The 15,839-nt window shown below is 36.3% G+C and carries 17 protein-coding genes; 14 read left to right on the top strand and 3 right to left on the bottom strand.

Annotated features, from left to right (window positions below; translation table 11 throughout):
• Positions 1 to 54: 54 nt before the first annotated feature.
• Entirely contained in the window at positions 55 to 423 is a 369-nt protein-coding gene (locus tag AC0IXC_RS21640; protein ID WP_002087413.1) for a DUF3992 domain-containing protein, read from the top strand.
• A 20-nt stretch (positions 424 to 443) separates the two neighbouring features.
• Positions 444 to 788 carry a DUF3992 domain-containing protein gene (locus AC0IXC_RS21635; protein ID WP_000525803.1) on the top strand — a complete coding sequence of 115 codons (345 nt, stop codon included), beginning with the start codon at positions 444 to 446 and terminating at the stop codon, positions 786 to 788.
• 60 nt (positions 789 to 848) lie between these two features.
• On the opposite strand, the gene AC0IXC_RS21630 is transcribed toward AC0IXC_RS21635, so the two are convergent.
• A complete protein-coding gene (locus AC0IXC_RS21630; protein ID WP_002087412.1) occupies positions 849 to 1,274 on the bottom strand; it encodes an S-Ena type endospore appendage in 426 nt (141 codons plus the stop codon).
• Between the two features lie 353 nt (positions 1,275 to 1,627).
• On the opposite strand from AC0IXC_RS21630, the gene AC0IXC_RS21625 reads away from it, so the two are divergent.
• Together AC0IXC_RS21625 and AC0IXC_RS21620 are read left to right on the top strand one after the other, a co-directional pair.
• Positions 1,628 to 4,090 carry a LamG-like jellyroll fold domain-containing protein gene (locus AC0IXC_RS21625; RefSeq protein WP_471653268.1) on the top strand — a complete coding sequence of 821 codons (2,463 nt, stop codon included), beginning with the start codon at positions 1,628 to 1,630 and terminating at the stop codon, positions 4,088 to 4,090.
• Between the two features lie 80 nt (positions 4,091 to 4,170).
• Complete coding sequence (locus tag AC0IXC_RS21620) at positions 4,171 to 4,374, top strand: hypothetical protein (RefSeq protein WP_000391506.1); 204 nt, start codon at positions 4,171 to 4,173, stop codon at positions 4,372 to 4,374.
• Positions 4,375 to 4,518: 144 nt separating this feature from the next.
• On the opposite strand, the gene AC0IXC_RS21615 is transcribed toward AC0IXC_RS21620, so the two are convergent.
• The gene (locus tag AC0IXC_RS21615) at positions 4,519 to 5,922 is read right to left on the bottom strand and encodes an amino acid permease (protein ID WP_002029953.1); all 1,404 of its coding nucleotides are present in this window, start codon (positions 5,920 to 5,922) and stop codon (positions 4,519 to 4,521) included.
• A 353-nt stretch (positions 5,923 to 6,275) separates the two neighbouring features.
• On the opposite strand from AC0IXC_RS21615, the gene AC0IXC_RS21610 reads away from it, so the two are divergent.
• From AC0IXC_RS21610 to AC0IXC_RS21565, 10 genes are all read left to right on the top strand, one after another.
• Positions 6,276 to 7,403 carry a cation:proton antiporter gene (locus AC0IXC_RS21610; protein WP_002010790.1) on the top strand — a complete coding sequence of 376 codons (1,128 nt, stop codon included), beginning with the start codon at positions 6,276 to 6,278 and terminating at the stop codon, positions 7,401 to 7,403.
• A gap of 124 nt (positions 7,404 to 7,527) precedes the next feature.
• Positions 7,528 to 7,857, top strand: coding sequence for an outer surface protein (locus AC0IXC_RS21605; protein WP_341086662.1), 330 nt, complete (start codon positions 7,528 to 7,530; stop codon positions 7,855 to 7,857).
• A gap of 17 nt (positions 7,858 to 7,874) precedes the next feature.
• Positions 7,875 to 8,738: a MurR/RpiR family transcriptional regulator gene (locus AC0IXC_RS21600; RefSeq protein WP_326997022.1), complete on the top strand. Its 864-nt coding sequence runs from the start codon at positions 7,875 to 7,877 to the stop codon at positions 8,736 to 8,738.
• Between the two features lie 155 nt (positions 8,739 to 8,893).
• A complete protein-coding gene (murQ, locus tag AC0IXC_RS21595; protein WP_326997023.1) occupies positions 8,894 to 9,778 on the top strand; it encodes an N-acetylmuramic acid 6-phosphate etherase in 885 nt (294 codons plus the stop codon).
• Between the two features lie 23 nt (positions 9,779 to 9,801).
• Positions 9,802 to 11,166, top strand: a complete 1,365-nt coding sequence (locus AC0IXC_RS21590; protein WP_002029962.1) for a PTS transporter subunit EIIC — start codon at positions 9,802 to 9,804, stop codon at positions 11,164 to 11,166.
• A 50-nt stretch (positions 11,167 to 11,216) separates the two neighbouring features.
• Positions 11,217 to 12,275 (top strand): DUF871 domain-containing protein, encoded by a 1,059-nt coding sequence (locus tag AC0IXC_RS21585; protein ID WP_471653267.1) that lies wholly within the window; start codon positions 11,217 to 11,219, stop codon positions 12,273 to 12,275.
• Positions 12,276 to 12,443: 168 nt separating this feature from the next.
• Positions 12,444 to 12,848 carry a DoxX family protein gene (locus AC0IXC_RS21580; protein WP_001077751.1) on the top strand — a complete coding sequence of 135 codons (405 nt, stop codon included), beginning with the start codon at positions 12,444 to 12,446 and terminating at the stop codon, positions 12,846 to 12,848.
• 182 nt (positions 12,849 to 13,030) lie between these two features.
• A complete protein-coding gene (locus AC0IXC_RS21575) occupies positions 13,031 to 13,831 on the top strand; it encodes an MBL fold metallo-hydrolase (protein WP_326997025.1) in 801 nt (266 codons plus the stop codon).
• Positions 13,831 to 14,235, top strand: a complete 405-nt coding sequence (locus AC0IXC_RS21570; RefSeq protein WP_341086658.1) for a nuclear transport factor 2 family protein — start codon at positions 13,831 to 13,833, stop codon at positions 14,233 to 14,235. Before AC0IXC_RS21575 ends, AC0IXC_RS21570 begins: the two co-directional genes overlap by 1 nt.
• Positions 14,236 to 14,323: 88 nt before the next feature.
• Positions 14,324 to 14,806, top strand: a complete 483-nt coding sequence (locus AC0IXC_RS21565) for a PRK06770 family protein (RefSeq protein ID WP_002087394.1) — start codon at positions 14,324 to 14,326, stop codon at positions 14,804 to 14,806.
• A 33-nt stretch (positions 14,807 to 14,839) separates the two neighbouring features.
• On the opposite strand, the gene AC0IXC_RS21560 is transcribed toward AC0IXC_RS21565, so the two are convergent.
• The gene (locus tag AC0IXC_RS21560) at positions 14,840 to 15,751 is read right to left on the bottom strand and encodes a DMT family transporter (RefSeq protein ID WP_256485645.1); all 912 of its coding nucleotides are present in this window, start codon (positions 15,749 to 15,751) and stop codon (positions 14,840 to 14,842) included.
• Between the last annotated feature and the right edge of the window lie 88 nt (positions 15,752 to 15,839).

The following is a 15,839-nucleotide window of genomic DNA, read 5'->3' as shown; positions in this document are numbered from 1 at the left end:
GACTCTGAGGGACATACACATATAGGGAATATAAAAGAGAGAGGGGAAACAACTATGTCTTGTGAGTGCTCAGGGTCAGCATTAACTTGCTGTCCAGATAAAAATTATGTGCAAGATAAAGTGTGTAGTCCGTGGTCTGCTACTGTAGTTGCAACAGCAATTGATAATGTTCTTTATACAAATAATATTAACCAAAATGTAGTTGGTACTGGTTTTGTTAAATATGATGTTGGTCCAGGTCCAATTACTGTAGAAGCGCTTGATTCTGCTGGGGCTACAATTGATACACAAACATTAAACCCAGGAACGAGTATCGCTTTTACGTATCGCCGCTTTGCTAGTATACAAGTTGTGCTACCTGCAACACCTGGTGGAACGTATCAGGGAGAATTTTGTATTACAACACGTTATCCACTTTCATAGTAGAATAGGAGAGGATCGAAATGGGAATGAGAAGTTCCGGTTTGTCTTGTTGTTCTAATAAAACACTTGTGCAAGATCAAGTATGTACAGACTGGTCTATTACAGGTGCTGGTACTCAAATTGTATATACGAATAATATTACACAAGAAGTATATGGTTCAGGTTATGTGAAATATGATGTAGGCGCGAATCCCATTACAGTTGATTTTTTAGTCGGTGCTACAGTAGTTGATACAATTACTGTACAACCACAAAGTAGTGGTACTTTCACTGTACGATATTTTACTACTGTCCGAATTACTACGACAGGAACAACTGTTAATCAAGGCGAGTTTTGTATTACAGTACGTTATCCAATTTCATAAAAAAAGCATACCGTAAATGGTATGCTTTTTTTAAATTGAGGAAGTAATAAAATTGGTATTCTATAAGCAACATGTAAATTGGCAACAGTACTTGCCTTCTAAATATAGTGAAGGATTATTTTGTATATTAATAATACTAACGGATTTTAAATCTTTACCTGTGTAAGATATTGTATTGCCAGGAAACACAGTGAAAATATTGGTTACTGCTCCAATGATTTGAATTGTAATTGCTTCAGTGCTGCTAGTACTATTGTAAACCGAGACAGTACCTGATATAAGTAGTATCCCATCACTTTGCCACAGTATCATTGATTGTAGTGCATCTTTGGTAGAGGGAATGGTGTTGTTAGTTATGAGGAAATTCCCTGCAAATTCATTTGTTACTCGCTCACAACTTGGATTTGGAGGAGGGGGCGGTGGACAAGGGTCTGGACAAATGATAGATAAAGGAGCGAAACAGCCAATATTTTTTTTGTTCTTCAATACAACCCCTCCTTTTTAAGTTGTCTTTTACTACTATTAAATGTAGAAGCATGGCCGATGTGTTAAGAAAAGAAGAAAATTTTTAAAATTAAGATTGTCTAATAGGCTTACAGCTTAACTTATCATTAATGTTATAGAAAAGATTATATGTGAATAGACATGGGAAAAGAAGGATCAGACTCTTTTAGACAAAAGGTGGTTGTATACAATAGTACGAGTAATGTTGGACTTAACACTTAATTAACTGTATATTTACAAAAATCTAATAAAATTCATTTGTTATTTAAACGATATTAATATGTTTAAGATAAAATAGCCCTTGTAATGAATCAATTATTATGAGGAGGATTCACGTGGAAAGAACTGCTTTACGAAAAGTAAAAGGTCTTATTGGATTATTAATGGTGTTTGTATTGGCATTTGTATCATTACCGTGGAGTACGTCGGTTAAAGCGGAAGAGAAAAAGCAAGAAAAGGCACCAAGTGAGAAGAAAATCGTTTTCCCAGTTGTAAGTGATGTGCATATTAAAGATAGTGGAACAGATGATACGTTCCGCTGGAAAAGAGCGATTGAGCAATTTAATACGCTTGCACCAAAGCAAGATGCGTTTGTCATTGTAGGTGATTTTACTGATTCGGGTTCAGTAAAGCAATATGATCGTTTCATGCAAGTGTATAACGAAAATGCAAATAAAGATGCGGTACGAATGAATTCTCTAGGTAATCATGATTATTGGAACGGCTTATCTGTAGAGGGAGCACAGAAGCGTTTCTTAGAAAAGACAGGAATGGAATCGGTTTATTATCATAAGGTGGTAAAAGGGTATCATTTCCTTGTTATGTCTCCAGAGGATGGGACAACACATGGCTATTATTCGGACAAGCAAATTAATTGGTTAAAAGAAGAAATGGCAAAGGCACAAAAAGATGATCCAGAAAAACCGATTTTTGTGTTTTTACATCAACATATTAAAGATACAGTGTACGGTAGCCAAGAATGGGGAACGAAAGATAGTGCGAAAATTAATGCGGTATTAAAAGAATATCCACAAGTCATTACGTTTTCAGGTCATTCACATTATCCGTTAGATGATCCAAGATCGATTCATCAAAAAGATTTTACATCAGTTGGTACATCTTCTGTAAGTTATATGGAAGTTGAAGGTGGTAAAGTACAAGGAAATATCCCGCCAGGAGCTAGTACATTAAGCCAAGGTTTATTAGTAGAAGTGGATGATAAAGAAGTAACGATTAATCGCCGCGACTTCCATACGAATTCTTGGACAGGTGAACCTTGGAAAATTAAATTACCATCAAAGAAAGAAACATTTACTCATGTAGAAGATCGTGATAAAGAAAAACCATACTTTGCAAAAGATGCAAAGCTTGCTGTATCAAATGTAACAGAAAATGCAGCAACAGTAACATTCCAGCAAGCGTTGGACAACCTTCTTGTTCACTCTTATCGCTTGCAAGCAAAGGATAAACAAACAGGTGAGATTAAAAATAAGTTATTAGCATTCTCAGAGTTTTATCGTGATCCAGTGCCGAAAGAACTTACATTTACACTGGCAGGATTAGATGGCGGGAAATCATATACACTTGAAGTAGTTGCGATTGATTCGTTTGGCAATGAAAGTGCGCAACCGTTAACTGCAGAAATCACAACGAAAAAAGATAATATTGATCCGAATGTGAAAGTACCAAAGGCAGACGTTTTTGATGTGAATTTCTTAGATGGTACATTTAAAGATAACTCACCGTTTGGAACAAAAGGTGATGTGAAAGGAAATGTATCTATTGAATATGATAAAGCGTTGAAAACAAATGTAATGAAATTAAATGGAAAAGCAAATACATTTGGGTACCTTCCATTTTCAGCAACACAAAAAGAAAAAGTAGCAAATTCATTTACGTTAGAAACTGTATTTTCAATGAATGAAATTCGCGGACAAGGTATTTTGCAAAATACAGAGAGCGGTGGAATTGGTTTTGAGTCTACAGGAAGTGGATATGTGGAATTATGGGCTCATATTGGCGGAAGTTATAAACGTGTAGGTGTTCAATTAGAAGCAAACAAAACGTATCATTTAACAGGAACGTATAATGGAAGTGAAGTAGCAATTTATGTAGATGGTAAAAAAGTAAATAGTCAGCCAGCTCAAGGGAAAGTATATCACCCGAACGTACCATTTGCACTTGGTGCAGATCCAGATAGCAATGGAAATGGTGGTATTCCGTTAAATGGACAAATTGCGTTAGCAAAATTATATAGTAAAGCATTAAGTTCTTCAGAAGTATTAGCAGCATATAACGAATTTTCTAATCGTACAAAATTAGAGCAAGTAAATGCGTTATATGAAGAGAGTGGAAAAGTGAAAGAAGTGTTAGCTGGTACTTATGAATTTGGTGAAAAACCAGGTCAGTATTCCCAAGCAGCTTTTAACGAATTAAAAAGAAGTTATGACAATGCAAAGAAAGTGTTTGAGAATATAGCAAGTACAGGAGAACAAATTGTTCAAACGTATAATGAATTAAAAACAGCAAACCAAACATTTGTACAATCAAAGGTAGCAGAAGAACAGCCAAAAACACCGAAAGAAAAATTACAAGTGAATATTGAATCTGCAAAAGCAGTAGTGAAAAAAGCACAAGCTGCAAATGTAACGGACGGTTCAGTGAGATCATTGAGTCAAAAAATTACAGTTGCAGAAGCTGTAGTAAAAGATGTGAAAGTAAAAGATGCACAGGTAGAAACGATGAATCGTACGTTAGAGTACGCTATTTCACTGGTTGAAAAAAGCATCAACAAATAAGGTATAAGAAAAAGAAGCTTATCATGATAGGCTTTTTTTTTGTTATACTAAAAGTAGTATAGAAAAAGGGAGCGAATAATTTGGAAGAGAAAAAGCTAAAAAGAATTCTTGAATATGTATGGATCGCCGTTGTGCTCCTTGTAGGATATTATTTATTAAAAGATAAAAGTATATGGATTCTATTTTTAATGACATTTTTATTAGCGGGATTAGGAACGCTATTTATTAACTTTTTCTTTGATAGTGTAAACGCGTGGAGAAAGAAAAAGAAAGAGACGAAGTAAGGGAGAATAAAGTGAAACTTTAATCAGTGGGAGTCTTACTGCCCGGCAAATAGCGGGATAAGTATACAAAAGTTGATCGGTGTATTTTTCGTTTTACAATCGTTAATGAAAATAGCTCGCCTTTATTATAGGCGAGCTATTTTTTTATACTTCTTTTTTCTCATCATTTGTTTTTTTAGTAGCTAAATGACTATGTTTTCTAGAGTAGAAGAAGTATACGCATAAACCGACTATAAGCCAAAATGAAAAGCTGATCCATGTCGTTTTGGACAAATTAGTCATTAAATATAAACAACAAAGAATAGCGACAACCGGTAGTGCAGGTACGAGTGGTGTGCGGAAGCCTCGTTTTAAATCAGGATGAGTTTTCCGTAAAATAAGTACAGCAAAGCAAACGAATGTGAAGGCTGTTAACGTACCGATGTTTACTAAATTCGCTAGTAAATGTAGGTCTAAAAGTCCTGCTAATAAAGCTGCAAATACTCCAGTAATCCATGTGTTTAATAAAGGGATTTTTACTTTTTTATTTACGCGTGATAAAGCTTTTGGGAGTAAGCCGTCTCGGCTCATTGCATAAGAAACACGAACTTGTCCATACATAACGACTAAAAGAACGGTTGTCATTCCTGTCATCGCACCAACTGCAAGTAGCCCCGCAATAGTATCTTCACCAACGAAATGTAGTGCAAATGCAACTGGATCAGAAACGTCTAATTGCGTATAAGGAACCATGCCTGTTAAAACGAAAGATACGATCATGTATAAAACTGTACAAATAAGAAGGGAACCGATAATGCCAATTGGTAAATCACGCTGCGGTTTTTTCGTTTCTTCTGCCGCGGTTGCGATTGCATCAAAACCTAAAAAGGCGAAGAAGACAGTCGCAGCTCCGGTAATAATACCGTCGTACCCGAATGGAATGAACGGTGTCCAATTTTCAGGCTTTACATATTTTGCGCCTGCTACGATAAAGGCGATAATAACTGCTAATTTGATAAGGACCATAACATTATTAATGCGTGCGCTTTCGCGTATACCAAAACTTAAAAGCCCAGTAATGAGAAGTAAAATACAAACAGCTGGTAAATCAATGAGACCACCTTTTCCTGTACCAGGGGCCGAGGAAATAATGGTGGGAAGGTGTATATTGAACCCTTGAAGCAATGATTGTAAGTATCCAGACCAGCCAACAGCTACCGCTGCAACAGCGAGTAAATATTCGAGCATTAAACACCAACCAACGATAAAGGCGACAACTTCTCCGACTGTCATGTATGCGTAAGTATACACACTTCCTGAGACAGGAATAGAAGAAGCAAATTCGGCATAACAAAAGGCTACACAAGCACAAGTAAATGCAGCAATAAGGAATGATAACATAATACCAGGGCCAGAATGTTTTGCCGCTACGATACCTGTTAATACAAAAATCCCTGTCCCAATTACGGCGCCGATTCCTAAAAACGTTAAATCGAGTGCCGTTAATGTTCTATCTAGCTGTCGTGGTGATTCAGTACTAAGCGCTTTTTTTCGTAATAATGACTTCACTTTGGACTCTCCTCCCGTTTTTCATCTCCATAACTGCGAATAGTGTGAATCCATTGGAAAAGAGTACGTCAGTGAATAAAGGTACAGTTATGGTATGTAGTTTTTTGAAATTTCTGGATTAATTTTATTATAATTCAGAATATTTTGTCAAATAAAAATGTGACAAATAATATTCGAATGAATAGGGGAAACTACTTGCAGGAATGGACGAGGGTTAACAGAGTGACAAAAACACTCATTAAAGTTTCACTTTATCCCGCATTAACTGCCCGATTGGTTTAACTAATAATCAGTGAGGATGGGGAAATTCCCCACTGATTAAAGTTTCACTTTATAAAGTAGGAGAAGATGTTATGTTATTTTATTTTGAACTTGTCGTCATTTTACTTTGTACGAAATTAGCTGGTGATATTAGCGTAAGACTTGGCCAGCCCTCTGTACTTGGTAAATTAATCGTTGGTATTATTATCGGTCCGGCTGTGCTAGGTATTATTAATAGTTCAGAACTTATTGATGAGCTTAGCGAAATCGGTGTTTTGCTACTTATGTTTATGGCAGGACTCGAAACTGATTTAGAAGAGTTAAATCGTAATTTAAAATCTGCATTCGCAGTAGCGATGGGAGGAATTATTTTCCCATTCCTTGGTGGGTATTTAGCAGGGCTTGCTTTTGGAATGTTACAGTCGCATGCGATTTTTTTAGGGTTATTACTTTGTGCCACATCGGTTAGTATTTCTGTTCAAACGCTAAGAGATTTAGGGAAAATGAATACGAGAGAAAGTACGACGATTTTAGGTGCAGCTGTATTTGATGATGTAATTGTCGTTATTTTATTAGCGTTTGTCATGAGTTTTTTAGGCACACAAGATGTAAATGTAACGCTAGTCATTGCAAAGAAAATCATCTTTTTTGTAAGTATTGTTTTCATCGCTTGGAAAGTTGTTCCGTGGATTATGAAAATGCTCGTACCACTTCGCGTAACAGAAGCGTTAATTAGTGCTGCACTTATTATTTGTTTCTCTTTTTCGTATTACAGTGAAATGATGGGAATCGCAGGTATTATTGGGGCATTTGCAGCAGGAATTGCGATTTCGCAAACAGAGTATAAGCATGAAGTGGAACATAAAATTGAACCGATTGCTTACGCGATATTCGTACCGGTTTTCTTCGTAAGTATTGGAATGGAAATTACATTTCAAGGTATCGGAAGCCAACTTTGGTTCATTATCATTATGACGCTCATCGCAATTTTTACAAAGTTAATCGGATCAGGTTTAGGAGCAAGATTAACAGGGTTTAACTTACAATCTTCTATTAGTATTGGTGCGGGAATGGTGTCGCGCGGGGAAGTAGCGCTTATCATTGCAGCAAATGGACTTGCGGCGAATTTGTTAGCGAAAGAAAATTTCACAGCGATTGTCATTGTTGTTATATTGACGACAATTATTACGCCGCCGCTTTTGAAGAAGTATTTTGTATAGAGAGGAAGGGCTTATCTGATGTAGGTAAGCTCTTTTCTTATTGCAAAATGCAGTGGTCATGTAGCATGAATGGATTGTAATTATGATAAAATCTATGTATGTGATATGACAAGGAGAGGGAAGTGTGAAGATTACAAAGGGGAAAGTTATAGGTGTAATCATACTTATTGCACTATGTATACCATTTACTGCATGGAAAGAGTCAAAAGTGAAAAATTTTCCAGTTTCTATTTTTTCTTCCTATGTAGAAGACGAAAACCCGAAAGACTATAAGTACACTGCTTTTGTACCTGACTTTGCAATTTGGATACATGGATGGGAAAAACAGCGATCTGAAGGTGAAATAACGTCATATAAAAAAGGGAATCGAACTGTAATTGTTCACCATCCACCTGGCAATGATGGTTTTTATCTATATGATACAAATGATATTAGAGAATATACGCAACCGTAAGAAGTGGAGGTTAAATAGTGAAAGCTTCAACATTACTATTTAAAATTGAAAGTAGTATGGATCAATTTTCACCAGCTGAAAAGAAGGTGGCCATGTACATAATGGAGAATGCTGAGATTGTTCCGAATTTAACGACGAAAGAAGTGTCAACGAATGCAGGTGCAAGTGAGGCGAGTGTTGTTCGCTTTTGTAAATCGATTGGAATCGGAAGCTTTAAAACATTTAAGATAGCGCTCGTTCGTGAATTAACGATTGCTGATTATAATATTAATGATTTTTCAGTGATGAATACGGAAGATGGACCGTACGATTTGTTTAATAAAGTTACATATGTGAATAAAGCTGCAATTGAGGCGAGTGTTACTGCGATAGATAAAAAGGAACTTGAGAAAGCTGCAGATCGTATTGTAAATGCGGATAAAATTATATTTTACGGAGTAGGCGGATCGGCTACTCCGGCGATGGACGGGGCTTATAAATTTACAAGGCTCGGATTTACAGCGATGATGCTATCTGATTTTCATATGATGTTGCCACTCGTCACGAATTTAAAAGAGGGAGATATATTTGTTGCGATTTCAACTTCTGGTCGTACGAAAGATGTACTTGAAATGGCGCAATATGCGAAGAAGCGAGGGGCTACAGTTATTGCGATTACGAAGCTAGACCAATCATCTCCGTTATATAAAGCGGCAGACATTCGCCTTTGTATGCCAGATGTAGAGCAAGACCATCGCATTGCGAGTATTGCTTCGAGAATGACGCAACTGAATATGATTGATGCTTTATACGTGATTACTTTCAATCGAATTGGTAATAAAGTATTAGATCAATTTATGGAGACGAGAGAAGAAGCATTACGGTTACGGAAATTGAAGTAGAAGAAAAGATGGGGAGACTCATCTTTTTTATTATCTTTGACACAAATATGTCATGTCGTGAAATTTTATTTCATAAAATAAGAAAGAGTTATTGATTTTTAGTTTCTTAAAGTTATAATAAAAGTGTGAAATATAATTTCGAAGAGGGTGGCAATATGTTAGAGAATTTATCGACAGAACACCGTAATGAGAAAACGATGAATCTAGATGAGATGAGTATAAAAGAAGTGTTACAAAGTATGAATGAAGAAGATCGAACTGTTGCGTTAGCAGTTGAAAATGAAATAGAAGAAATTGAAAAGGTTGTACAAATTGTTACTAAGTCTTTTGAAGAAGAAGGCCGTTTAATTTATATTGGGGCTGGTACGAGTGGCCGTTTAGGCATTTTAGACGCAGTAGAATGTCCCCCGACATTTGGAACAGATGATAAAATGGTGCAAGGATTTATAGCAGGTGGATTGAAAGCGTTTACTAAGGCGGTGGAAGGTGCCGAAGATCGCGAAGAGTTAGCAGAAGAAGATTTAAAAAGCATTGGGTTGAATGAGAAAGATACAGTTATCGGAATTGCAGCAAGTGGTAGAACACCATATGTAATTGGCGGATTGAAATATGCAAGTAGCGTGGGAGCAAGTACAGCTAGTATTTCCTGTAATAAAAATGCTGAAATAAGTAAATATGCAAAACTAAATGTGGAAGTGGAAACAGGCGCAGAAATATTAACAGGCTCAACACGGTTGAAGGCTGGCACAGCGCAAAAGTTAGTACTCAATATGATTTCTACAGCGTCTATGATTGGTGTAGGGAAAGTATATAAAAACTTAATGGTAGATGTTCAATCTACAAATGAAAAATTGGTAGAACGCTCAAAACGAATTATTGTTGAAGCGACAGGCGCTAGTTATGAAGTAGCTACAGAGTGTTATGAGAAAGCAGATCGAAATGTGAAAGCTGCAATCGTTATGATATTACTACAGTGTGAATATGGGGAAGCACTAGAAAAATTAAAAGGTGCGAAAGGATTTGTGAAGAAAGCACTTTAAACTTTGGGGAGGGGGATTCTATTATGAAGAAAGAAGAGAGAATGGCCAAAGAGATTTCAGAGCAACTTGGGGGAGTAAAAAATATTCGTGGCATTGCTCATTGTATGACGAGACTGCGATTAACGCTTCATGATGAAAGTAAAGTGAATATGGACCTTTTGAAAAAGGTTGAAGGGGTTATGGGCGTTATTGAAGATGAGACGCTTCAAGTTGTTGTTGGACCAGGGACAGTAAATAAAGTAGCAGCTGAGATGGAAGGTTTAACGGGACTGCGAATTGGTGAGGTGGCAGATCATCACCTTGAAGATCTTGGGCAAGAGATGAAGTCAGAGATTAAGAAGAAAAATAATACACCAGTGAAAAACTTTTTAAGAAAAATAGGAAGTATTTTCATTCCGCTAATTCCGGGGCTTGTTGCGTCAGGAATTATAAATGGGGTTGCTAACTTTGCGAAAAACGCAGGTGCTGATCCGAATGCAACGTGGCTACAAATGCTACTACTTATTGGCGGCGGTATCTTTACATTCTTAGGAATTTTAGTCGGTTGGAATACAGCGAAAGAATTTGGCGGGACACCAGTTCTTGGGGCAATTGCAGGTATTTTAATTTTCAACCCAGCGATGGCGAATGTAAAATTATTCGGTGAAGCGCTCGTACCCGGACGGGGCGGATTATTTGCAGTTATTTTTGCAGCATGGCTTATGGTTGTAGTTGAGAGACGAGTGCGAAAAGCTGTGCCAAATGCAGTTGATATTATCGTAACACCACTCATTACTGTATTAGCTGTAAGTATAGTAACGATGTTAGCGATTCAGCCAGTAGCAGGCTTCTTATCTGATGGTATTACAAGCGGTATTAATGCAATTTTAAATGTTGGCGGAGCATTTGCTGGAGCTGTGCTTGCCGGAACATTTTTACCTCTCGTAATGGTCGGATTACATCACGGTTTAACACCGATTCATATGGAATTTATTAATCAAACGCACGTAACGCCTTTATTACCAGTACTCGCAATGGCTGGCGCTGGGCAAGTAGGAGCAGCAATTGCGATTTATGTGAAAACAAAAAATAAACGCCTTCGTAATGTGATTAAAGGTGGATTACCAGTAGGATTTTTAGGAATTGGCGAACCGCTATTATACGGGGTTACATTGCCACTTGGGAAACCGTTTATTACTGCTTGTTTAGGAGCGGCTGTCGGTGGTGCATTCCAAGCTGTTATGAAAACGGCTTCACTCGGAATAGGTGTATCAGGATTATCATTAATTCCGTTAATTGCTGATAATAAATATTTATTATATTTCCTTGGATTAGTAGTGGCATATACGTTCGGATTCATCTTTACGTACTTCTTCGGCTTTAAAGAAGAAATGGCAGAAAACATATAGAGAAAGGGATTCCTTTCTCTTTTTTTATATTAATAGAAGGAGAGATTCATATGATAGGAGTTTCAATTTATCTTTCAAAAGAGCGCGTAGAGAAACAAGAAGCATGGTTAAAACTAGCGAAAGAAAACGGATTTTCATCTATTTTTACATCTCTTCACATTCCAGAAGATGATCCGAATACGTATAAGGAGTTAATTCAAATACTTGGGAAGCAAGCTCTCGAAAATGAAATGGAATTAATGGTTGATGTCTCCCCGAAGTCGTTAAACCATTTAGGAATAACGTATGAAAATGTGGAAGAATTATTGGAGTGGGGCATTACTGGTTTTCGAATGGATTACGGTATTACGCCAAAAGAAATCGCACGTGTATCTCATAAGATGAAGGTAGCTTTAAATGCGAGTACGATTACAGAATCATTTTGGAAAGAGTTACTTGCGGAAAATATACGAGTAGATCGAGTAGAAGCGTGGCATAATTTTTATCCGCGTCCAGAAACAGGATTAGCAAAGTCGTTTTTGCAAAAACAAAATAAGTATTTACATGAGTGCGGAATAAAAACGATGGCATTTATTTCGGGAGATGGTGAAAAACGCGGTCCATTATATGAAGGTTTACCGACGTTAGAAAAACACCGCTATATGCGGCCGCTTGAAGCTTATTTAGAACTTGTGCAAGATTGTGCTGTTGATAAAGTGCTAATTGGAGATATAAGCGGGAGCCTAGAGAGTGTACAAGAAATCTCGAGTGCGAGTAGAGGGATTATTCCGCTGCGATATGAGTCATTTATAAATGCAAGTGAAGTATTAAAAGTGGTAGAGCAAGTGCATACAAATAGGTTAGATCCGGCTCGTGATGTAATTCGTTCTGTAGAATCGCGGGAAGAAAATAAAGTTGCATTACAACCGATGAATACAATTTCAAGAAAACGAGGCAGTATTACAATTGATAATGAATTGTACGGTAGATATGCTGGTGAAATGCAAATAGTTATAAATGATTTACCTGAAGATAGGAAAGTGAATGTTGTTGGAATGGTGATGGAAGAAGATGTGTCTTTATTGTCCTATATAGGTGCTGGGAAAAATTTTCAACTTTTTTCTAAGTAATAGAGCGAAAGCTTGAATTAGCACTATTTTATAAAAAACATTATCTGCAAAAAGGATAATGTTTTTTGGTTTCTTTAAAAAAGTATTTGACGAATGAAAAGAAATACCGTATTGTTTTGTCTTGTGAATAAATGTTCACCATAACAAAACAAAAAAGGAGAGTTCAGAATGAATCAATATATTGGGAATTTAATTATTCGTATCGTATTAGGAGTTACTTTTTTTGCACACGGTTTAGCAAAGTTTCAATCAGGTATAGATAACGTAGCAGGATGGTTTACAAGCATCGGTTTACCAGGTGGTCTTGCATACGGCGTAGCAACAGTTGAATTAGTTGGTGGTATATTATTGATTATCGGTTTAGGCGTGAGGTATGTAGGATTGTTATTCGCTCTTATTTTGGCTGGAGCTATCGTAAAGGTAAATGGAGCAGCAGGCTTATTAGGAGATGGAAAGAATCCGGGATATGAATTAGATCTTGCATTATTATCAATGGGTGCGTATTTATTCGTTGTAAAAGCAGAAGGATATGTAGATCGTTTCTTAAAAGAGAAAGTAATGAAAACGAAGTAAATTTTATTTTTTTAGTGTTGACTTGACGACTCGGTGTAACTATAATGATTACAACGAGTCGATTAGTAATAAAATGATTCATATATTTTTTTATTCTAGTTGTAACTAAATTAGTTACAACTAGAATAAAGCTTAAAGAATAAAGGAATATAAAAGAGTAAATAAAAAGTGGAGGAAATAACATGTCAAAATTACATTTAGAGGTTTTTACAGGATCTGAGCAAGCATTTCAAGTTACATCCACAATTGTATACGGAGAAAAAAATGCAATTCTTATCGATGCACAATTTTTATTAAGTGATGCGCACCGTTTAGCAGCTCAAATTATTGAAACAGGAAAGAATTTAACTCATATTTATGTGACTCATTTCCATCCAGATCACTATTTTGGATTAAATGTATTACATGAAGCATTTCCAGAAGCGAAGATTGTTGCATTACGGAATACTGTTGAAGATATTCGTAACACATTTGAGAAGAAAGTGGAACAGTGGAAACCATCTATTGGGCATAATGTTCCTCATCAACCAATTGTTCCAGAGGAATTAACAGAAGAGAAATTGATTTTAGAGGGAAATGATTTAATCATTAAAGGTGGTTTGCAAGGTGATACACCGAATAATAGTTATGTATGGATTCCATCATTAAAAGCCGTTGTTACAGGCGATATCGTTTATAACAATACTTTCGTATGGACGTTAGAAACAGATGCTGAAGCTCGTCATAAATGGTTAGAAACATTAAGTGAACTTGAAAATCTTCATCCTGAAATTGTTGTAGCGGGTCATCGTGATTATGACGTACCAAATACAGCAGACGCGATTAAACATACTCGTAAATATTTAGTTGCATTTGATGAAGTTCTTGCAGGAAATCCTTCAAGTGAAGAAATTCAAACGGCAATAAAGGAGCGGTTCCCGCACGTTAAAGCGTTAGAAATTGGACTTGTTGTAGCGGCAAACGCGTTTGGGGTGAAAAAATAATGAAGCAAAAAACAAATTTAGAAATTATTCAAAGCACGTATGAAGGATCAGCTTCTTCGAATGCAAGACATTTAGCGGAAGCATTTTCTGAAAAAGTGGAATGGACAGAGGCAGAAGGTTTTCCGTACGGCGGAACGTATATAGGTACAGAAGCTATAATGGAAAATGTATTTAGTCGTTTAGGATCAGAATGGGATGATTATAAAGCGAGTGTAAAGACGTACCATGAAGTAAACGGAAAAGATGTGATTATTGCTGAAGGTGTTTACTCAGGAGTTTATAAAGAGACGGGAAAATCATTTGAGGCGGAATTTGTTCATGTGTGGCAGCTTGAAAATGGAAAAATCGTGAAATTTAAGCAATATGTGGACAGTTACATTGTACGAGAAGCGATGAAGGCTTAAAATGAAATAAGGAAACAAATGGAATCGACTATGTGCAGGCGATTCCATTTGTTTATGTAATTATTAGGGGGAATGGGGAGTACATAATATGAAAAAATGGATAATAGGGACAATTACAATGATTGTAATTGCGGTAGGAGCTGTATTCGGTGTTACTAAACTTCTTAATTATATAGAGGAGGAGGAGAAGAGCCTTAAAGTACAAAAAGTAATGGATCAACAGGAGAAGAAAGTAAAGGAAGAGAAGCCACAAGTTAGTGAAGATGAAATTATTTCTACAATGCATAGGATGGTACATCAAAAAGTGAAATCCTCTGAGAAATGGGGATTTATCGAAATGACAAATAAGGAAATTAGTAGTGCGAAGAACGCAGTAGAAAGCAGTACTAATTTTAAATATAAATCAAAGCTACTTTCTACTTTAGAGCGTTGGGAGAAAGGGGATTTTTCACAGACGGTTGAGGAGCATAACTTTTTGTGGGAAATTCAAGGTGGTGATACCGGAAAGGCAACAGAACGTTTATCGCCAGAAGAAGAAAAACAGTATGTGAAAGAAATGAAAGGTAAATAAAAACATCGCCACTCTGGTGGCGATGCTTTTTCATTAAGAATGCTTTCGTACTAAAGTTCTAGTCGTCTGAGGAGAAACAGTTTTAAAATGAGAGAATAAATAGCACCCTGTAACGACGATAATTGTCCCGAAAATTTGAATCCATGTTAGTTCTTCTCCAAGGAAAATAAATGCTAAAATAGCTGTGAAAATTGGATTGAAATTTAGAAAAATCCCCGATGTAGTAGCGCCTAATTTCTGTACACCAATATTCCAAAACACCATACAAAGTACTGTTGAAATGAGTCCTGTATATAAAAGTGATGTTATGAAGGAAGAGTTGATATTGGAAACAGTGAAGCTACCTATGTTAAATGGAAGCAATAAAATGACACCAAAAATGCCAGAATATAATGTAGCCATTAGCGGTGTAACTGTTTTTGTCGCCCATTTACTACAAACAGAATAAATGCCCCAAATACAAACTGCTGCAATCATCCATAAATCTCCGCTATTAAAATGTAGTGAAAATAAAAGAGCAAAGTTTCCCTTTAAAAGAACGAGGATGACCCCAAAAAATGAAAGAATCATAGAAAGAATTTGAAGCGTATTTACTTTTTCTTTTAGAAACAGCACAGAAAATAATGCAATTGAAATAGCGTTCAATGTAGAAATAAGACCTACATTCGTTGCGGATGTTTTTTCTAATGCTAAAAATTGAAAAATGTTGAAAAGAGCGACGCCTGTAATTCCCATAATTACTAACGGGATTATAGCAGCACGCGGTGGAATAATTTTCTTCTCTTTAAACCATACGAGTGGTAATAAACAAACAATCGCAATCATCCATCTTAAACTTGTCAGTGTCATCGGAGACGCATGATCGACAAGTGATTTCCCAACGACAAAATTTCCTCCCCATAATAAGCTTGTTAATAATAGTAAAAAGACGTAAAAATAAGGCATGCTAAAAACCCCTTTGTTGAAATAAGAATGAACTGTAAATAATTTTAGCATTTTTCTTTATTATCTAATATATTCTTTTGTATAATGG

The sequence above is a fragment of the Bacillus sp. AC266 genome, from assembly GCF_979253805.1.
This window is presented reverse-complemented; position numbering and strand designations above follow the sequence as displayed.